Here is a 19,251-nt window from a genome sequence, read left to right as displayed (position 1 = left end):
CGCTACAGCGTGATCCGGCCCTTCCAGAACGCTGCCAGCGTGGCGATCGCTACTGCCAGGATCGCGCCGAACAGCGCCCACTCCCAGCGCGTGAAAACCGGCTCGCCGCGCTGGCGCCGGGTCTGCGCAAACAGAACAACGCCGGGCACGTACAGCAGCACCGACAGCAGCAGGTTGTTCAGGCCGCCGGCATACACCAGCCACAGCGCGTAGGCGCTGGCCAGCAGCGCGACGACGAAATCGCGCCAGCGCTCGCGTGGCTCACCCGCGTAGGACTGCCCGCGCCAGGCCAGTTGCACGCCGAACGCGGTGGACAGGAAGTAGGGCACCAGGCTCATCGATGCGGCCAGCAGCACCAGGCCGGTGTAGCTGCCCGCATTGAACAGCACCAGCAGCAGGAACAGCTGGATCAGCCCGTTGCTCAACCACAATGCATTGGCCGGCACGCCACGCGCATTCTCGCGTCCCAGGAAGGCGGGCATCGTGCCGTCGCCAGCGGCGGCATACAGCACTTCGGCACACAGCAGCACCCAGGCCAGCAGCGCGCCCAGCACCGAAATGATCGAACCGGCGATGATCACCGTCGCGCCCCATTCGCCGACGATGGCGCGCAGCACGTAGGCCATCGACGGGTTGGGCAGCCCGGCCAGTTCGGCCTGCGACAGCACGCCCATCGACAGCAGGCTGACCAGGACCAGCAGCAGCCAGACCCCCAGGAAACCGATCACCGTGGCACGGCCGACGTCGGCACGGCGCGCGGCTCGCCGCGAATAGATGCTGGCGCCTTCGATGCCGATGAACACCCACACGGTGACCAGCATCATGCCGCGCAGTTGCTGGCCGAGGTCGCCGAGCGCAGGCGTGCCGAAGAAGTCGGCGCGGAACACCTCCATGCGGAACGCGCCGGCGGCCAGCACCAGGAACAGTGCGATGGGCAGCAGCTTGGCCACTGTCACCAGGCCGTTGACGATGGCTGCTGTGCGCAGGCCGCGCAGCACCAGCAGGTGGACGGTCCACAACAGTACGGACGAAGCGGCCACGGCGGCTGGCGTGTTGCCTTCGCCGAACACCGGCATGAAATGGCCCAGGCCGCTGAAGATCAGCACGAAGAAGCTGGCATTGCCCAGTACCGAAGCGACCCAGTAGCCCCACGCCGCGGAGAAGCCGATGTAGTTGCCGAAGCCTTCGCGTGCATATGCGTAGATGCCGGTGTCCAGGTCCGGACGGCGGTTGGCCAGGGCCTGGAACACGAAGGCCAGCATCAGCATGCCCGCACCGCTCAGCGCCCAGCCGATCATCGCGGCGGCCGGGCCGGCACTGCGGGCAACGTTCTGCGGCAATGAGAAGATGCCGGCGCCGACCATCGAGCCGACTACCAGTGCAGTCAACGCCGGCAGGCCGAGGCGTTGCGATGTCGTGGCCATTGAGATCCCCTGCGGCCCGGATGCCGCGAGCACACCCTAGCCATGTACTCGTGAACATGGCTGCAAGGCCGGGTGTGCGGGAGCCGGCATGGACAACGAACAGCCAGGAAACGACGAAGGCCCGGGCAACAGCCCGGGCCTTCGAAGCAAACACAGCAGCGGGATTATTTGAACGTGTACTTGGCGCCGACAGTGAAGTAGCGGCCAATCGCACCACTGAAGTGCAGCGGGTTGTAATTGACTGCACCGTAAGTGCTCGGGTCGAGCGGCGCGATGCGGTCGAACACGTTCTGCACCGAAGCGTTCAGCTCGAAGGCTTCGGTGATGTTCCAGCGGCCGGACAGATCGAAGGTGGTGAACGAGGAGATCTTCTCTACCGGCTCGCCGTCTTCATAGAAGGCCAGGTAGTCACCGCCGCGGCGGTCCTTGTTCTCCAGCTTGCTGATGTAGTTGGCCACGCCGCTGATGCTCCACGGGCCCTGCTTCCAGGTGGTGCCGAAGTTGATGCGGTCCTTCGGCGTGCCGATGCAGTTGGTCACGTCGCAGTTGCCGTGGGTGCCCACATAGTCGACGGTGGTATCACCCTCGGTGCGCTCGAACTTGAGCACGTGGCTCCACTGCAGGTCCATTTCCAGCTGGCCCGGGCCGATGTCGAAGGTCTGGCGGATGTCGGTGTCGATACCGCGGACGCGCGAGGAGTTGGCATTCACGTAGGCGGTATTGACGGCCAGGATGGTGCCGCTGTTGGCGACTCCGCCGATGTTGTTGGCATCGCGGAGAACGTTGCCCGCGGCGATGGCGTCGGCCGTGCTGCCCTGCGCGATTTCGTTGGTGCGCTTGATTTCCCACGCATCCACAGTCAGCGAGGTGGTCGAGGTTGGCTGCAGCACGATGCCCACCGAGTAGCTCTTGGACTCTTCCGGCTTCAGGTCCTTGTTCGGCCGCGTGATGATCGCCACTGAGCGCGCGGTGCATTCGTTGGCCGGGTCGATGGCGCAACGCACCGGATCGCGGGCGTTGGAGAAAGCGGCCAGGCCACCGTCACCGTTCTCGGCCGGGTTCGGCGCACGGAAGCCTTCAGCGTAGCTGGCGCGCAGTGCGATCCAGTCGGCCGGGGTCCACTTCACGCCCAGCTTCGGCGTGGCCTTGCCTTCGCCGCTTTCGTACTTGTCGTAGCGGACCGCAGCGCTCAGCTCCAACTGCTCCAGCACCGGTGCGGACAGTTCGGCGTAGCCGGCATACACATTCTGCGTGCCGTCGTAGGCCGAGTAGCCCAGGCCGATGATCTGGCCGATATCGGTGAAGGTCTGCGGCGTCAGGCTGTTGCTCGTCTTGCGCCACTCCGTACCGAAGGCCAGGCCCAGCGGACCGCCCTTGAGATCCATCAGGCTGCGCGAGATGGTGAAGTCGAACATGTCCAGGCTCGACTTGGCATGCGCGCTGATGGTCGGGCTGATGGCATCGTAGACCGACTGCGGCGTCTGCGAGGCATTGTCGCCGATGCGCCAGGTGCCATAGGGGCAGGCCGGATTGCCCAGCACGCAGCGTACTGCGTCATAACGCAGGAAACCCGTGCGCTTGTTGACCAGGTCGGTGCCGGAATGCAGGTAGGCGGTGTCGTAGCTCCAGTCGCCCCAGTTGCCCTTGACACCCACCAGGAAGCGGTTGAACTCATTGGTATTGTCGGTCACGCGCGGGCCCACGTCCCACGCGCTGTAACGCAGGCGGGCCGCGGTGGGCAGCGGGTTGTCCGGATGACCTGCATACAGCTGGGTCGCACCGGCACCGCTGTTGGCGTTGACCGGGCCGCCAGGGTAGCCCCAGCCGCCGGATACGCCGGATGGCGTATTGCTGAAGATCGTTTCCTTCTTCGAGTAACCGATCTCGGTATAGACCTCGCCGCCTTCACCAAACGCGAAGCTGGCGCGGCCGAACACGTTCACGTACTTCTCTTCCGGGCTCAGGTCGCGGTACTGCTGCGCCGGATCCCACAGGCAACCCTGGGCCTGCGCGGTCGCGTCACTCTGCCCGGGAATCGTGGTCAGCCCGGCGCAGCCCGGCAGGGCAACCAGATGGCCGGTGGCATCGAACACCGAGCCATTGGGACCCACGCCGCCGGCGGTACCGCCCGACAGGTAGGCACCGCCCAGGAACTGCGCGTCTGCAGCGTCGTAACCCCAGCGCCGGATATCGCCGGTGCCGATCCACTTGCGGTTCTTGCGGTCGCTGATCTTGATCGCGTCGGTCTTGCCGACGTCCAGGCTGAAGAACGCATTCCAGCCATCGCTGGACAGGTCGCCGGTGCCGGCAGTGAGGGTCGCCTTCTTCGCGTCGCCATCGCCGTCACCGGAAATGCCGTAGGAACCGCGCAGGATGGCGCCTTGGAAGTCGCTGCGCAGGATGATGTTGACGACGCCGGCGATGGCGTCGGAGCCATAGATCGCCGAGGCGCCGTCCTTGAGCACTTCCACGCGCTCGACGGCATCGAGCGGGATGGTGCTGAGGTCGGTGAAGACCTTCTGGCCGTCATCGGCCAGGCCGTAGGTGGCCATGCGGCGGCCGTTCAACAGCACCAGCGTCGAGCCGGCGCCCAGGCCGCGCAGCGAGATGCCGGCGCCGCCACCGGCGAAGCCGTTGCCGAAGGTCTTGGGAATGGAGCCTGCGCCGTCGGCGGTCAGGGTCTGCAGGTACTCGGCGACCGTGGTCTTGCCGGTGCGGTCGATTTCCTGGCGGGTCACCACCTGCACCGGCGACGGTGTCTCGGTGTTGGTGCGCGGGATGTTGGAGCCGGTGACCGTGATGCGGTCGAGGTTGGTGGCCTGCTCCTGTGCAAAGGCTGAGGAAGAAGCCACGGCGCCGACCAGCAGCAGGGTGCTGCCAGCAAGGATATGGGTGATGGACGATGCCAGGGTGGTGCGGCGGCGGCTGGCGGGCCGTTGGATCGGGTGTTTCACAGCTTCTCTCCTAACTGGAAAACCGTAGCGTTGAGGGCTGTCGCCGGATCGATACCGGGACGCGCCAATCTAGGTTTCCAGCAGGTGACGAAGACGTGAATTTTTGCTTAATCAGTAACGCTTGGCCCGGGCATGTCCGCATTTGTCGGGCAGTGGCAGGGGCCGGCCCGGCGCGGGGCCGGGCCGGTGGGACGCTCAGTCCGGCAGCGAGAACTGCACCGGCACCATGCCGATGGCCGGAACCGCCACGCCGTCACGCTGGGCAGGCTCGAAGCGCCAGTGCTTGAGCACCTGCTGGCGGGCGGCCTGGTCCAGGTTGCGCGAGCCGCTGCTGCGCTCGACGCTGACCGCGACCGGCTGGCCACGGGTGTCCACTTCCACCCGCAACAGCACCGTGCCCTGTTCGTGGTTGCGCAGGGACTGGATCGGATAGGTCGGCGGCGGAGCGCTGCGGTACTGCAGCTGGGCGCCGGCCAACGGGGTGGAGGTGTCGATGCTGGGCGCCAATTGCGGCGGAGCCGGTTCGGCGGCCGGCAATGCGATGCCCTGGGTCTCTTCCACGGTCGCGGTGGGTGCGGGCAGTGGCGGTACCACCGGCTGCGTCCGCGGCTTCGGTACCACCTGGACGATCTCTTTTGGCGGGACCGGAACCGGCGGCGCCGGCGGTGGCGGGATCTTCTCGATCAGCCGGACCGGCGTCTTTTCACGCGGGGCCTGCACGGCCTGGTAGGTCGCAGGGATGAGCAGCAACAGGAAGGCCAGCAGGTGCAGGGCGATCGCTGCACTCCAGGCGGCTACGCGGGCGGGGTCGAAGTGCGGGGATGCAACGGGATAGGTACGAACCATGGTCCACCTCCATGCCAGTGACGAAGTCCTCAACGCACCAGGGTCCGTGGCGGGGTTGCCGCGCGCGGCTGGCAGTCCATCAGTAGCGCGGCATGGCGGCCACTGCCTAGAGGCAGGGGCATGCGCGTTGGGCTGGCCTTCAGCCAACGCCGCCGGAATACACGAAAAAGGCGGGCCCCTGCGGGACCCGCCTGTGTCGGCCGTGCCGGGCGCGATCAGCGGCCCAGTTCGAACACCACGTCCAGGTTGACCGAGACGGTCGATTCACCCGGTGCGACCGGGGTAGCCTTGTCCATCGCCGCGCCGGCGGCCATGGTGCGCATCATCGGCATCGGGCGGAAACCGCCGTTGCTGTTTTCAGAGATGCTGACGATGCGGCGCACCTGCAGGCCCAGCGATCTGGCATAGGTCTGGGCGCGGGCCTGGGCCTTCTTCAGGGCGGCCAGGCGGGCTTCGTCATAGACCGGTTCGGGCTGGTCGATCTCAAACTGCGGACCGTTGATCTGGTTGGCCCCCTGCGCGGCCAGCGCGTCGAGCACCTTGCCGAGCTTGGCGATGTCGCGGACCTTCAGGCTGACCGTGTTGCTGGCCTGGTAGCCGGTGATCTTCGGTGCCTCATTGTCGGCATAGCGGTACTGCGGGTTGAGGCTGACGCCGCTGGTCTGCACGTCGCGCTCGGCGATGCCGGCGGCCTTGATCGCGGCCAGCACCTTGTCCATCTGCTGGGCGTTCTGGCGCATGGCGCTGTTGCCGTCGGCAGCCTGGGTGACCACACCGGCCGACAGGGTGGCGACGTCCGGCACGCGGGTGGCGTCGGCGTTGGCCGAGATGTTCAGCAGGGTGCCTTCGGCCGCGGCGGCGATCGACGGCGACGACGGAGCGGCATGAGCAGTCATCGAGGTTCCAAGGGCGAGGGACAGGGCAAGCAGCAGCGGGGTGGCGGTCAGGCGCATGGGATCTCCTTGTTGTGCCGGTGAGGGTGGTGTCGTAGCGATGAACGCGCTGTGAGCCTGTTCGGGGTTGTACGCGTTCCGTAACGGGTTGCCGACGATTCAGGTGGCGGCGTCAGGTTATGCTGTGCCGATGCTCTATCTTGCTTCCCGCTCCCCCCGACGCAACCAGCTGCTGGCCCGACTCGGACGCCCCTTCCAGGCCCTTGACCTGGAGGTCGTCGAGCAGCGCGCGGCCACTGAAAGCGCCGAACAGTATGTATGCCGGGTCGCCGCCGACAAGGCGCGCGCCGGGCTGGCCCGGGTGCTGGCCGACGACCGGCAGGCGCGGGTGCTTGGTTCGGATACCGAGGTGGTCCTGGACGGCGAGGTCTTCGGCAAGCCGGTCGATGCCGCTGACGCGCGGGCGATGCTGGCGCGGCTGGCCGGGCGCACCCACCAGGTGATGACCGCCGTGGTGGTGGTCGGCGCGGGCGGCCTGGACAGCGAGCTGGTCATTTCCGAAGTGACCTTCGCCCCGATCGATGCCGCCGACATCGCCGCCTATGTCGCCACCGGCGAGCCGCTGGACAAGGCCGGCGCCTACGCCATCCAGGGTGGGGCCGAACGCTGGATCGAACACCTTTCCGGCAGCTACTCCGGCGTGATGGGGCTGCCGCTGCTGCATACCGATCGTCTGCTGGCGCGCTGTGGCGTGCCGGTCCCCACTGCCGATGCCGCCAGGGAGGCTGCCGATGTCTGAGGAAATCCTGGTCAATGTGACCCCGCGCGAGACCCGTGTCGCGGTGATCGAAAACGGCATGCTGCAGGAACTTCACATCGAGCGCGGTTGGCGCCGTGGCGTGGTCGGCAACATCTACAAGGGCAAGGTGCAGCGGGTCATGCCCGGCATGCAGGCCGCCTTCGTCGAAGTCGGCCTGGAGCGCGCGGCGTTCCTGCACGCCAACGACGTGGTGCGGCCGGCGCCGGTGGCCAGCGCCGACACCGAGAATACCACCCTGCCGCCGCCGGCCAGCGTGCCGATCGTCGAGCTGCTGCGTGACGGCCAGGACATCGTGGTGCAGGTGGTGAAGGACCCGATCGGCACCAAGGGCGCGCGCCTGACCACGCAGATCAGCATTCCCTCGCGCTACATGGTGCTGCTGCCGCAGTCCAAGGTGGTGGGCGTGTCGGCGCGCATCGAAGACGAAACCGAGCGCGCCCGCCTGAAGGCGCTGGTGACCGAACTGTCGGCCCAGCACGGTGGCTACGGCTACATCGTGCGGACCAACGCCGAAGGGCAGCCGGCCGAGGCCATCGCCGAGGACATCGCCTACCTGTCGCGCGTGTGGAACGTGGTCGAGCGCCGCGGCCGCGAGGCGCCGTCGTGCAGCATCATCTATGAAGACCTGAGCCTGCCGCTGCGGTCCGTGCGCGACCTGATCCGCAAGGACGTGGACAAGGTGAAGGTGGACTCGAAGGAGACGTTCGGCCAGTTGCAGGCCTTCGTCGCCAAGTACATGCCGGTGCTGGCCGAAAAGCTGGAGCTGTATTCCGGCGACCGCCCGATCTTCGACATGTTCGGCGTGGAAGACGAGATCGGCCGCGCGCTGGACAAGCAGGTGCCGCTCAAGTCCGGTGGCTACCTGGTGATCGACCAGACCGAGGCGATGACCACCATCGACGTCAATACCGGTTCGTTCCTCGGCCAGCGCAACCTGGAAGAGACGGTGTTCCGCACCAACCTGGAAGCGGCGCAGGCAGTGGCGCGTCAGCTGCGGCTGCGCAACCTGGGCGGCATCATCATCATCGACTTCATCGATATGGATGATGCAGAGCATCGCCGCCAGGTGCTGCGCACGCTGGAAAAGGCGCTGGCCCGCGACCATGCCAAGACCACGGTGTACGACTTCTCGCCGCTGGGCCTGGTGGAAATGACCCGCAAGCGCACGGTCGAAAGCCTGGAGCGCCAGCTGTCGGAAACCTGCCCGCAGTGCAGCGGCCGCGGCAGCATCAAGACCACCGAGACGGTGACCTACGAGATCTTCCGCGAGATCACCCGCGCCGTGCGCCAGTTTGATGCCGCGCGGCTGCTGGTCATCGCGTCGACCAAGGTGGTCGCGCGCATCACCGATGAGGAATCCTCGGCGGTGGCTGAGCTGGAGGAATTTCTCGGCAAGAGCATCCGCTTCCAGGCGGACGAGCAGTACCTGCAGGAGCAATTCGATGTTGTTCTGCTCTGATCCTCGCCGGCTGCAGGCCGGCGGTGGCCGATGAGCGCGCCGCCGCGCCTGCGACTGCGAAGGATCCGCCGTCATTTCATTGCCGCCTGTGCGGTGGGCCTGGTCGGGCTTGCACTGCTGGTGGGCACCTTCAGCCAACTGCTGCCGCTGGCCGAGCGTCATCCCGACAGGATCGCTGCCTGGCTGAGCGAGCGGGCTGGCCAGCCGGTGCGTTTTGACCAGCTGCGGACGACCTGGACCCGTCGTGGCCCGCTGCTGCAGCTGAAGGGCCTGCGCATCGGTGCCGGGCAGGGCCTGGCGATCGGCGAGGCCGAGGTGCTGGTATCGATGTACAGCGGGCTGCTGCCCGGGCGCTCGCTGACCGAACTGCGCCTGCGTGGCCTGGCCCTGGACCTGCAGCAGGGCGAAGACGGACGCTGGTCGGTGCGCGGGCTGCCGCAATCCGACAACGGGGGGGATCCGCTGGATGCGTTGCGCCGGCTCGGCGAGCTGCAGGTGATCGGCGGCCGCCTGGGCGTGCACGCGCCGGGGATCGGCATCGACACCACGCTGCCGCGCATCGACCTGCGCATGCGGGTCAATGGTGATCGCCTGCGCGTGGGTGTACGCGCCTGGGCCGATGCGCAAGCGCTGCCGCTGACGGCGGTACTGGACGTGGACCGTGCGCGCGGCAACGGCCAGGCCTGGCTCGGCGCCGACCCGGTCGATTTCCATGCCTGGTCGCCCTTGCTGGCGGCCGGCGGCGTGCGCCTCCGCGAGGGCAAGGGCGAGCTGAACCTGTGGCTGACCCTGCGTGATTTCGCGCCGGTCGCACTGACCACCGATTCGGACCTGCGGGACGTGCGCGTCGACGGTGCACCGATGCCCGGCGTGGCAGCGCCGCAGCTGCAGCTGCAGCGGCTGCAGGCCCGCCTGCGCTGGCAGCGCCAGGCCGATGGCTGGGCGTTGCAGGTGCCGCGCCTGCGCCTGAAGACCGAAGATGGCGCACAGCAGCTCGATGGCCTGCAGCTGCAGATCGGCAAGCAGCTGCGGGTGAACGCCGGTGCGGTGCAGGCCGGCACCGCGCTGCGAGGGCTGGCCCTGAGCAATCTCCTTGAACCGGGACTGCGGCGCTGGCTGTTCCTGTCCAGGCCGCAGTTGGAGATGCGCCGATTGCAGTTGGCCGGCGAGCGTGATGGCCCGTTGCGGGCACAGGGCGAACTGCAGTCGCTGGGCTTTGCCAGCGTCGGCAATTCTCCGGGCCTGCGCGGCCTCGGGGGGCGTTTCGAAGGCGATGCCGATGGCTTCAGCCTGCAGCTGCAGCCGCAACGGCAGCTGCAGTTCGATTGGCCGACCGGCTTTGGCGTGCGGCATGACCTGCATCTGGCCGGACAGATCGTGGGGTGGCGCGACGAGGGCGGCGGTTGGCGGATCGGAACGCCGGCGATGCGCGTGGAGGGCACCGACTACGCGGCCGACGTGCGCGGCGGCGTCTGGTTCCAGGGCGACGGCACGCGGCCGTGGCTGCAGCTGGCCGCCAAGCTGGACGACGTGCCGATGACGGCAGCCAAGCGCTTCTGGATCCACTCCAAGATGAGCAAGGGCGCCACCGACTGGCTGGACATGGCACTGGCCGGCGGCCAGGTGCGTGGCGGTGTCGGCCTGGTCACCGGTGACCTGGACGACTGGCCGTTCGACAACAACGATGGCCGCTTCGAGGCCACCGGCCACATCAGCAATGGAGACATCCGCTTCCAGCACGATTGGCCGCTGATGCGCCAGGTCGATGCCGACATCGCCTTCATCGGCCCCGGCTTCGAGATGCGTGGACGTGGCGACCTGGCGGGCGTGGCGGTGCAGAAATTCGAAGCCGGCATTCCGGACTTCGGCCACCAGCCGCTGTACGTGCGCGCCGACGCGCCGAGCGAGGCCGGCAAGCTGCTGGCGATGCTGCGCCAGAGCCCGTTGCACAAGGACTATGGCGATACCCTGGACAACCTGGTCGCCAGTGGTCCGGCACATGTGACTTTCGATCTGCTGCAGCCGCTGCACCACGATGAAGGCGGTGGTCATCTGCAGGGGACGGTCGACTTGACCGGCGTGAAGCTGGTCGACAAGCGCTTCCAGCTGGCCTTCGACAACATGCGAGGGCAGGCGCGCTACAGCAATGGCGGCTTCGGCGCCGACGAACTGGCGGTGCGCCACCTCGGCCAGGATGGCCGCCTGAGCCTGCGCGCTGGCGGCTACGTGCAGGACAGCACGCAGGCCTTCGAATCGAAGCTGACGGCGCATCTTGATGCGGGCGTACTGATCGACCGCGCACCGGAAATGGCCTGGCTCAAGCCCTACATCACCGGCACTTCAGCGTGGACCATCGCGGTCAACCTGCCCAAGGTGGCCCCGGGGGCGCCCGCGCCGCCGAGTGAACTGCGGTTGAGTTCGGATCTGGTCGGCACGCGGCTGGACCTGCCGGCACCGCTGGACAAGCCGGCCGCCGAAGCGCTGGCGACCACGGTGGCCGCGCAGTTGCCGATGGGCGCCGGCCGCATCGATGTGGCCTTCGGCCAGCGCCTGGCCCTGGCCGCACGCAGCCACAACAACCAGACCGGCGTGCAGGTCATGTTGGGCAGTGATCATGTTGATCGTGAGCCGCCGCCGAGCGGGCTGACGGTCAATGGCCGCAGCGCGACCCTGGATGCGCTGGAGTGGATCGGCCTGGCGCGGGGCGGCGGTGACGACGATGCGATGCCGCTGCGAGCGGTGGACGTCCAGGTCGGCCAGTTGAAGCTGATCGGCGGCGTGTTCGAGCAGACCCGGCTGCAGCTGCACCCGGGTCCACAGGCACTGGATGTGCGCCTGGACGGCCCGTCGCTGGCCGGACGCCTGACCGTCCCCAATGCGGACGGTGGCACGATCAGTGGCCAGCTTGACCGCGTGCACTGGCAGTCACTGCCGGCGGCACCGGGTGCGCCGGCTGCACCGGCGCGGGTACAGGCCGGTGCCAACGACATGGACCCGGCCAAGCTGCCGCCGTTCGCGCTGGACATTGCCGACCTGAAGTTCGGCAAGGTGGTGCTGGGCCAGGCGGTGCTGCGCACGCGGCCGCTGGCCAACGGCCTGAACGTGGATGAGCTGCGTTTCCGTGCGCCGGACCAGGAGATCGACATCAGCGGTCGCTGGCTGGGCCGGACCGGCGGTGCCCGTACCGAGTTGACCGCACAGGTGCGCAGTGAGGATCTGGGTGGGTTGATGCAGAATCTTGATTACGGTGGCCAGTTGCGCGGCGGTTCCGGCCAGGCGCAGTTGCAGGCCTCGTGGAGCGGAGGCCCGTCGGACTTCCAGCTGGGCAATCTGCAGGGCAGCCTCGACCTGCACGCGCGCAATGGCCAGCTGCTGGAGCTGGAGCCAGGCGCCGGCCGCGTGCTGGGCCTGCTCAGCGTCGCGCAGCTGCCGCGGCGCCTGATGTTCGACTTCCGCGACTTCTTCTCCAAGGGCTTCGCGTTCAACCAGATCGACGGCAGCATGCAGTTCGGCCAGGGCATGGCGCGCACCGACAAGGTGCTGATCGAAGGCCCGGCGGCCAACATCACCATCCGTGGCCAGGCCGACCTGCGCAACCAGCGGTTCGACCAGACCATCGACGTCAACCCGCGCGCGGGCAACCTGCTGACCGTGGTCGGTGCGGTGGCCGGCGGCCCGGTGGGGGCCGCGCTGGGCGCGGCCACCAATGCGGTATTGTCCAAGCCGCTGGGCGAGATTGGCGCCCGAACCTACAAGGTGACCGGTCCATGGAAGGAACCTAAGGTGGAAGTGATCGAGCGCAGCCGCGACAAGACCCCATCACCGCCCGAGCCGGCGTCTGCACCGGCCATTCCGCCGACCGTCACCGACCTGCCGCGCTCGCGCTGAGCGCGGTTCCCTGTTCACGGGGCTTGCCTGAGCGCCCCCGCACCCCCAGATCGAGACCATGACTGATATCGCCCTGACGCTTGCCCAAGACCGCCTGCTGCGCCCCGGCGGCCTGGATACCGCTGGCCTGGAGCGCACCTTCGGCCAGTTGCTCGGCCCCGGTGTCGACTTCGGTGACCTTTATTTCCAGCACGCCCGCCGCGAGAGCTGGAGCGTGGAAGACGGCATCGTCAAGGACGGTGCCCATTCCATCGAGCAGGGCGTGGGCGTACGTGCGATTTCCGGCGAGAAGACCGGATTTGCGTACTCCGATGACATCCATGCCGACGCGCTGCTGGCGGCGGCGCAGTCGGCGCGCGCGATCTCGCGTGAGGGCGGTGCGCAGTCCGGGCGATCGCTGCTGCGCGGCAATGCGCGTGCACTGTACCCGGCGCTGGACCCGATCGATGGTATCGGCAACGAAGCCAAGGTCGAGGTGCTCAAGCGCCTGGATGGTTACCTGCGTGCCGCCGACCCGCGCGTGAAGCAGGTGATGGTGAGCCTGTCCGGCGGCGTCGATACGGTGCTGATCGCGCGCAGCGACGGTGTGCTGGCGGCCGATGTGCGTCCGCTGGTACGCCTGAATGTGCAGGTGATCGTCGAGCACAACGGCCGTCGCGAGTCCGGCTATGCCGGGGGCGGTGGCCGCTATGGCTACGAAGACCTGTTTGCCAGCGGCCGCCCCGAAGCCCTCGCCCAGGAAGCGCTGCGCCAGGCGCTGGTGAACCTGGAAGCGGTGCCGGCGCCGGCCGGCATGATGCCGGTGGTGCTCGGCCCGGGTTGGCCGGGCGTGCTGCTGCACGAAGCGGTCGGCCACGGCCTGGAAGGCGACTTCAACCGCAAGGGCACCAGCGTCTACGCCGGCCGCATCGGCGAGCGTGTGGCGGCACCGGGGGTGACCATCGTCGACGACGGCACCCTCGACGGCCGCCGCGGTTCGTTGAACATCGACGACGAAGGCCACCCCAGCCAGTGCACCCCGCTGATCGAGGACGGCATCCTGGTCGGCTACATGCAGGACAGCCTCAATGCGCGGCTGATGGGCATGGCCCCGACCGGCAACGGGCGCCGTGAATCGTTCGCGCACCTGACCATGCCACGCATGACCAACACCTACATGCGCGCCGGCGAGCACGACCCGCAGGAGATGATCCGTTCGGTGAAGAAGGGCCTGTACGCGGTCAACTTCGGCGGTGGCCAGGTCGACATCACCAATGGCAAGTACGTGTTCTCGGCCACCGAGGCCTACCTGATCGAGGACGGCCGCATCACCACGCCGGTGAAGGGCGCGACCCTGATCGGCAACGGCCCGGAAACCATGCAGAAGGTGCGCATGGTCGGCAATGACCTGGCCCTGGACGAGGGCGTGGGCATCTGCGGCAAGGACGGGCAGAGTGTGCCCGTGGGTGTCGGCCAGCCCTCGCTGTTGATCGAGGGCATCACCGTCGGCGGTACCCAGGCCTGAGCGTGGCGATGGCCACAGCAACCGCCCGGGCCGACGGGGACTCAGTCCTCGTCGGCCTCGCCGGTCCCGATGTGGTCGGCGTCTTCGGCGCCGGCCTTCAGGCCCAGCGCGGCTGGCAGCATCAGGCCGCGCAGCACCTGGAAGATCTCGCGGTAAGCGCGCGGCGGCTTGTTCCTGGCCTTCTCGGCCTGCGCGTTGCGTACCAGCGTGCGCAGCTGCTGGCGGTCGGCCTGCGGATAGTCATCGAGCAGAGCGGCCAGCGCCTTGTCTCCCTCGGCCAGCAGGCGGTCGCGCCAGTCTTCCACACGGTGCATCATCGCCACTTCGCGGCGGCCGGTTTCGCTGTTGGCGTCGAGCGCATCGCGGATCGCATCCAGCGTGGCCTCTTCTTCGCGGCGCATGTGCTTGGCCAGGAACGCCAGTTGGCGCTTGTGGGCGATGTGGGCGGTGATGCGCTTGCACTCGGCGATGTGCGGCAGCAGGTCTTCCGGAATCGGCAGGCGCGCCAGCTGGGCCGGGGTCAGCGACACCAGCTTCTCACCCAGGGCCAGCACGTCGAGTGCATCGCGCCGGTTCTGGCTGCGGCTCTTGTCGTGGAATTCACCGGTTTCTTCGTCGCGTCCGCGCATCGTCCCTACCTGATTTCAAAAAAAGTCGCCCGGCGTGATGCCGGGCCCAACCCATACAGGATAAAGCATTGAACGTGATCGCCCCTGAAGTGGCCGTCGGCGACGACAGCCTGGCCCGGCTGGAACGGCTGGCCGACCTCTCCCAGCAGCTGCTCGACCGCGCCCGCGCGCTGGGCGCCAGCCAGGCCGAGGTCAGCTGCAGCGAGGACCGCGGCCTGGAGGTCAATGTCCGCCTCGGCGAGGTCGAGACCGTGCAGTCCACCCGTGACCGTGGCATCGCCGTGACCGTCTATTTCGGGCAGCGCAAGGGCAGTGCCAGCACTGGCGACCTGAACGAGGCCAGCCTGGCCGCTACGGTCGAGCAGGCCTGCGCGATCGCACGGCATACCGAGGATGACCCGGCCGCCGGCCTGGCCGAGGCCGCACTGATGGCCACCGACTTCCCGGACCTGGATGGCTGGCACCCGTGGGCGCTGCAGGCCGATGAGGCGGTGGACCTGGCCCTGGCTTGCGAGGCCGCTGGCCGCGAGGCCGATGCGCAGATCCGCAATTCCGATGGCGCTTCCGTGTCGAGCATGCAGAGCCTGTCGGTGTACGCCAATTCGCACGGCTTCTTCGGCCGTGAGCGCGGCACCCACCATTCTATCGGCTGCGCGCTGATCGCCGGGCAGGGCGACGGCATGCAGCGCGATGGCTGGTACACCAGCGCGCTGGCGCAGGGGGACCTGGAAGACGTGGGCCTGGTCGGCCGTCGCGCCGCCGAGCGCACCATCGCCCGCCTGCAGCCGCGTTCGTTGGCCACTGGCAGCATGCCGGTGCTGTTCGCCCCGGAAGTGGCGCGCAGCCTGGTCGGCCACCTGCTGTCGGCGGTGTCCGGCGGCGCGCTGTACCGCCAGGCCAGTTTCCTGCTGGACAGCGTCGGCCAGCGCCTGTTCCCGGAGTGGATGCAGATTGACGAACTGCCGCACCTGCGCCGCGGCCTGCGCTCGGCCGCCTTCGACGGCGACGGCGTGGCCACCCGTGCCTCGGCGCTGGTCCGTGACGGCGTGCTGCAGCGTTACGTGCTGGGCAGCTATTCGGCGCGCAAGCTGGGCCTGCAGACCACCGCCAATGCTGGCGGCGTGCACAACCTGCAGCTGGCGGCCAATGCCGGCTCGCTCGAAGAGATCGCCCGGCAGATGGGTGACGGCCTGCTGGTGACCGAGCTGATGGGGCAGGGTGTGAACGGGGTGACCGGCGACTATTCGCGCGGCGCCGGCGGCTTCCGTGTCGAGAACGGCGAGATCCAGTACCCGGTGGACGGCATCACCATCGCCGGCAACCTGCGCGAGATGTTCAGCAGCATCGAGGCGGTCGGCAGCGACGTCGACCCGCGCTCGCACATCCGGACCGGCTCGATCCTGCTGGGGCGGATGACCATTGCCGGTAATGATTGATGGCATCGATGGCGTAAGCTATGCCCGCCTGACGCATCCAGCTTGGTGCTGGTGGGTCAAGACCACCCAATGAAAAGGAGTTTTGTCGTGAGTGAATTCGATAACGTCCCGCCGCCGCCGGCAACCACCAATGCCCCGGCCGACCAGCGCACGATGGCGCTGGCCGCGCACCTGCTGGGCATCTTCACCTGGTTCATCGGCCCGCTGATCATCTGGCTGATCAACAAGGATGACGCCAGCAAGTCCTTCGTGACAGACCAGGCCAAGGAAGCGCTGAACTTCCAGATCACCATCACCATTGCGATGCTGATCTGCATCGTGCTGACCATCGTGATCATCGGCGGCATCCTGGCGCCGATCGTCGGCATCCTGAACCTGGTGTTCTGCATCATCGCCGCTGTGAAGGCCAACAACGGCGAAGCCTACCGCTACCCGTTCGCGCTGCGCCTGGTCAAGTAATACCGTCTGCGTGCGCAAACAGGAACGCCCGGCATTGCCGGGCGTTCCTGTTTGGCGCCAACGTCACGCCAGCGATCAGTGATCGCGTTCCACCGCCAGTGTTGCCAGCGCGCGCAGCGCATCGGCTTCTTCGCCATAGTCGGCCAGCGTGGCCTGCATGCGTGCGGCCAGTTCGCGCAGCTGCGCCTTCGCACCGTCCATGCCGAGCAGCGCGGGGAAGGTGCTCTTGTCCTGCGCCTGGTCCTTGCCGGCGGTCTTGCCCAGCTGTTCGGAACTGGCTTCGACATCGAGGATGTCATCGCGGACCTGGAAGGCCAGGCCGAGCGCGTCGGCGAAGCCGTCCAGCTGGGCCAGCTGTGGTTCGTGGGCCTGGCCGCACAGCGCGCCCAGGCGCACTGCCGCGCGGATCAGCGCGCCGGTCTTCAGCGCATGCATGCGGGTCAGTGCCGCCAGCGTCTGCTGCTGGCCGGTGGCGTCGATGTCCAGCGCCTGGCCACCGCACATGCCGGAAGCGCCGGAGGCGTGGGCCAGGGTCTGCAGGCAGGCCACGCGCAGCGTGGCCGGCAGCGGCGCATCGGCCAGCAGACCGAAGGCGCGGGTCTGCAGGGCGTCACCGGCCAGGATCGCGGTGGCTTCGTCGAAGGCGATGTGGGTGGTCGGCTTGCCGCGTCGCAGCGCGTCATCGTCCATCGCCGGCAGGTCGTCGTGCACCAGCGAATAGGCGTGGATGAGCTCGACGGCCATCGCCGCTGCGTCAAGGTGTTCAGGCTGCGCGCCAAACAGATGGCCACTGGCGTACACAAGCAGCGGTCGCATGCGTTTGCCACCGCCCAGCACCGAATAGCGCATGGCCTGGTGCAGGCGCTGCGGTGCTTCGGCGGGCGAGGGCAGGGCGGCGTCGAGCTGGCTTTCGATACGGTCGCGCCAGCGCGCGAACAGAACCTCAGCCGTCATGGCTGGGCGGATCGAAAGGCTCGGATGTTTCCGGCTGCGCCGGATCGCTGAGCAGGCGCACGCGCAGTTCGGCCTGTTCCAGCGCCTGCTGGCACTGGCGGTACAGACCGACGCCGCGTTCGTAAGCACTGAGCGAGGCTTCCAGGCTCAGCTCGCCGGTTTCCATCTGCTCCACCAGCTGTTCCAGCGATTCGAGCGACTGCTCGAACTGGGCGACCGGGGAGACGTTTTCGGGGGACTTCTTGGCCATGCGGCAAGTGTGGACGGGCTGCGCGCGGGGGTCAATTCACCAGCCGCCGGGACGCCACTGCAGCTGAGCATCCTGGGCCTGCAACCAGGCTTGCAGAGGGGCCGCAATGACCACGTCGGCGGCAGCGAGCAACTGTGGCCCATCGAAGATCAGCGGCAGCTGGGCGCGCCGCCAGGGGGCCAGGTGCTCGCGTTGCAGGCAGTCCTTCAGAGCATGCGAATGCGGGCGACCGGGCAGCACGATGCGCTCGCCGCCCACGCGCGCACGGACCTGAAGCGGGCGTTCGAAGGCCGCGGCGCCCCGCAGGCGCAGTTGACCACCATCGGGCAGCGGCAGGGGGGCACGCCCATCCCATTCGGCCTGCCACCCGCGGGGCAGCGATGGCAGCTGTGCGGGCAGCAGATAGGCGTGATCGCGCCATTGCTGGATGGCATGCTCGTGCCAGCGCACCCGCGCGTGGCGATCGTTGCCGGCCGGCAGCAGTTCGTGCAGACCCTGCTGCAGTACCGTGGCCGGCAGTGGGGCGGCACCGTGGCCGATCACCCAGGCGCGCAGCACGCGCGCGGCACGCCCCGGTGACACCTGGCGCAGCAGCTGCAGCGAAAGCACGCGTGGTGCCACTTCCAGGTGGGCGATCAGCTCGGCGTCTTCCTCGTCCAGCAGAGCACGGGTCTGCCCGCAGTGCATTGCGCTGCCCGCCAATGCCGCAGCCGCATGCGGCCAGCGCTGGCGCAGCAACGGCAGCACCTGCAGGCGCAGGAAGTTGCGATCGGCGTGGTCGTGGCCATTGCTGGGGTCTTCGATCCAGCGCAGCGCGTGCTGGCGCGCGTAGTCGAGCAGCGCGTTGCGCGTTGCCGGCAGCAGGGGGCGCCATAACGGATGCCCGCCAATGTGGCTGTGTGCGGACATCGCCGCCAGGCCGTCAATACCGGAACCGCGCAGGGCACGCAGCAGGAAGGTCTCGGCCTGATCGTCCTGGTGCTGCGCCAGTGCCAGCGTTTCGCCGTCGCGCAGTTCGGCCGCGAAGGCGGCGCGTCGCGCCTGCCGCGCCGCGCCTTCAAGGCCGAGGCCCGCGCGATTGTCGATCTGCACGTGATGCACGGCCAGTTCAATGCCCAGTGCCGCGCATTGCTGCTGGCAATGCAGCACCCAGCCGTCCGCATCGGCCTGCAGGCCATGGTGTACGTGCACCGCACGCAGCGCCGTGCCGGAGGCCTGTGCGCAGCGCCACAGCCAGTGCAGCAGCACGGTCGAGTCGACACCACCGCTGTAGCCCACCAGCAGTGGCGCATCCAGCGGAACGAGGGCAGGGAAGGCAGTCACGCCGGCAAGTATAGGGTTGCTCGGCAGGGCTGCGCCCTGCACCCGCAGAGGCCACGGCCACGGCAGGAGCCGAAGCAACAGCAGAAGCTGGTTTCCTGCGCGTCGGCGCGGTGGGTCCGGTTGCGGGGGCGTGAGCCGCATGGATGCGGCGACCGAGCTTACATGGACGTACTTGCAGCGCCCCCCGCAACCGGACCCACCCCGCCTTCGACAGTTTCCTGCGGTCTGTTGGACATGTTGATGGGGTCAGATCCGTTTTCCGCAGGAAAACGGATCTGACCCCGGATTCAATTCGATATCTGACAGATCTGATCCACGCATGGCGTGGATGGTCCAACCGTCACCGGAAATCTGTCGGGGGGGGGGGCGGTGTGGGTGGGCAGGACCGTTGGCGCCATGGATGGCGCCATCG

14 protein-coding genes are annotated in these 19,251 nt (G+C 68.0%); 6 read left to right on the top strand and 8 right to left on the bottom strand.

The genetic code is table 11. The features are described 5' to 3' along the window. Window positions 1–2: 2 nt before the first annotated feature. The 4 genes from arcD to AC5P8U_RS02010 form a co-directional block, all read right to left on the bottom strand. Window positions 3–1,424 carry an arginine-ornithine antiporter gene (arcD, locus tag AC5P8U_RS02025; protein WP_072168533.1) on the bottom strand — a complete coding sequence of 474 codons (1,422 nt, stop codon included), beginning with the start codon at window positions 1,422–1,424 and terminating at the stop codon, window positions 3–5. Between the two features lie 164 nt (window positions 1,425–1,588). Continuing rightward, a complete protein-coding gene (locus AC5P8U_RS02020) occupies window positions 1,589–4,378 on the bottom strand; it encodes a TonB-dependent receptor (protein WP_495213851.1) in 2,790 nt (929 codons plus the stop codon). A 195-nt stretch (window positions 4,379–4,573) separates the two neighbouring features. Then, window positions 4,574–5,224, bottom strand: coding sequence for an energy transducer TonB (locus AC5P8U_RS02015; RefSeq protein WP_072168532.1), 651 nt, complete (start codon window positions 5,222–5,224; stop codon window positions 4,574–4,576). Between the two features lie 215 nt (window positions 5,225–5,439). Continuing rightward, the gene (locus AC5P8U_RS02010; protein ID WP_072168531.1) at window positions 5,440–6,177 is read right to left on the bottom strand and encodes an SIMPL domain-containing protein; all 738 of its coding nucleotides are present in this window, start codon (window positions 6,175–6,177) and stop codon (window positions 5,440–5,442) included. A 130-nt stretch (window positions 6,178–6,307) separates the two neighbouring features. On the opposite strand from AC5P8U_RS02010, the gene AC5P8U_RS02005 reads away from it, so the two are divergent. From AC5P8U_RS02005 to tldD, 4 genes are read left to right on the top strand one after another with little or no spacing between them, the layout of a single operon-like run. Further along, on the top strand, window positions 6,308–6,916 hold the full coding sequence (locus tag AC5P8U_RS02005) for a Maf family nucleotide pyrophosphatase (protein ID WP_072168530.1): 609 nt from the start codon (window positions 6,308–6,310) through the stop codon (window positions 6,914–6,916). Continuing rightward, window positions 6,909–8,396 carry a ribonuclease G gene (gene rng, locus AC5P8U_RS02000; protein ID WP_005418079.1) on the top strand — a complete coding sequence of 496 codons (1,488 nt, stop codon included), beginning with the start codon at window positions 6,909–6,911 and terminating at the stop codon, window positions 8,394–8,396. Before AC5P8U_RS02005 ends, rng begins: the two co-directional genes overlap by 8 nt. A 30-nt stretch (window positions 8,397–8,426) precedes the next feature. Continuing rightward, a complete protein-coding gene (locus tag AC5P8U_RS01995; RefSeq protein ID WP_227836923.1) occupies window positions 8,427–12,284 on the top strand; it encodes a YhdP family protein in 3,858 nt (1,285 codons plus the stop codon). A gap of 58 nt (window positions 12,285–12,342) precedes the next feature. Next, the gene (gene tldD, locus AC5P8U_RS01990) at window positions 12,343–13,788 is read left to right on the top strand and encodes a metalloprotease TldD (protein ID WP_072168528.1); all 1,446 of its coding nucleotides are present in this window, start codon (window positions 12,343–12,345) and stop codon (window positions 13,786–13,788) included. A 41-nt stretch (window positions 13,789–13,829) separates the two neighbouring features. Here tldD and yjgA read toward each other — a convergent pair whose 3' ends face one another. Beyond that, window positions 13,830–14,417, bottom strand: coding sequence for a ribosome biogenesis factor YjgA (gene yjgA / locus AC5P8U_RS01985; RefSeq protein ID WP_088496583.1), 588 nt, complete (start codon window positions 14,415–14,417; stop codon window positions 13,830–13,832). 68 nt (window positions 14,418–14,485) lie between these two features. On the opposite strand from yjgA, the gene pmbA reads away from it, so the two are divergent. Beyond that, a complete protein-coding gene (gene pmbA, locus AC5P8U_RS01980) occupies window positions 14,486–15,853 on the top strand; it encodes a metalloprotease PmbA (protein WP_072168526.1) in 1,368 nt (455 codons plus the stop codon). Window positions 15,854–15,940: 87 nt separating this feature from the next. Then, window positions 15,941–16,312, top strand: a complete 372-nt coding sequence (locus tag AC5P8U_RS01975) for a DUF4870 domain-containing protein (protein WP_005418071.1) — start codon at window positions 15,941–15,943, stop codon at window positions 16,310–16,312. A 75-nt stretch (window positions 16,313–16,387) separates the two neighbouring features. On the opposite strand, the gene AC5P8U_RS01970 is transcribed toward AC5P8U_RS01975, so the two are convergent. From AC5P8U_RS01970 to tilS, 3 genes are read right to left on the bottom strand one after another with little or no spacing between them, the layout of a single operon-like run. After that, complete coding sequence (locus AC5P8U_RS01970) at window positions 16,388–17,266, bottom strand: polyprenyl synthetase family protein (protein WP_072168525.1); 879 nt, start codon at window positions 17,264–17,266, stop codon at window positions 16,388–16,390. Further along, window positions 17,256–17,516, bottom strand: coding sequence for an exodeoxyribonuclease VII small subunit (locus AC5P8U_RS01965; RefSeq protein ID WP_072168524.1), 261 nt, complete (start codon window positions 17,514–17,516; stop codon window positions 17,256–17,258). Before AC5P8U_RS01965 ends, AC5P8U_RS01970 begins: the two co-directional genes overlap by 11 nt. A gap of 36 nt (window positions 17,517–17,552) precedes the next feature. Beyond that, entirely contained in the window at window positions 17,553–18,839 is a 1,287-nt protein-coding gene (gene tilS / locus AC5P8U_RS01960; protein WP_172412115.1) for a tRNA lysidine(34) synthetase TilS, read from the bottom strand. Window positions 18,840–19,251: the final 412 nt, after the last annotated feature.

The sequence above is a fragment of the Stenotrophomonas sp. YJH_SMC_81 genome (assembly GCF_059370875.1).
The sequence above is the reverse complement of the archived record's forward strand: the minus strand, read 5'-3'. Positions and strand labels throughout refer to the sequence as shown.

What these genes read in the sequence shown, in the direction of transcription:
- arcD (WP_072168533.1), bottom strand. Translation starts at nt 1,424, where the DNA reads ATGGCCACGACATCGCAACGCCTCGGCCTGCCGGCGTTGACTGCACTG.
- AC5P8U_RS02015 (WP_072168532.1), bottom strand. Translation starts at nt 5,224, where the DNA reads ATGGTTCGTACCTATCCCGTTGCATCCCCGCACTTCGACCCCGCCCGC.
- AC5P8U_RS02010 (WP_072168531.1), bottom strand. Translation starts at nt 6,177, where the DNA reads ATGCGCCTGACCGCCACCCCGCTGCTGCTTGCCCTGTCCCTCGCCCTT.
- AC5P8U_RS02005 (WP_072168530.1), top strand. Translation starts at nt 6,308, where the DNA reads ATGCTCTATCTTGCTTCCCGCTCCCCCCGACGCAACCAGCTGCTGGCC.
- rng (WP_005418079.1), top strand. Translation starts at nt 6,909, where the DNA reads ATGTCTGAGGAAATCCTGGTCAATGTGACCCCGCGCGAGACCCGTGTC.
- AC5P8U_RS01995 (WP_227836923.1), top strand. Translation starts at nt 8,427, where the DNA reads ATGAGCGCGCCGCCGCGCCTGCGACTGCGAAGGATCCGCCGTCATTTC.
- tldD (WP_072168528.1), top strand. Translation starts at nt 12,343, where the DNA reads ATGACTGATATCGCCCTGACGCTTGCCCAAGACCGCCTGCTGCGCCCC.
- yjgA (WP_088496583.1), bottom strand. Translation starts at nt 14,417, where the DNA reads ATGCGCGGACGCGACGAAGAAACCGGTGAATTCCACGACAAGAGCCGC.
- AC5P8U_RS01970 (WP_072168525.1), bottom strand. Translation starts at nt 17,266, where the DNA reads ATGACGGCTGAGGTTCTGTTCGCGCGCTGGCGCGACCGTATCGAAAGC.
- AC5P8U_RS01965 (WP_072168524.1), bottom strand. Translation starts at nt 17,516, where the DNA reads ATGGCCAAGAAGTCCCCCGAAAACGTCTCCCCGGTCGCCCAGTTCGAG.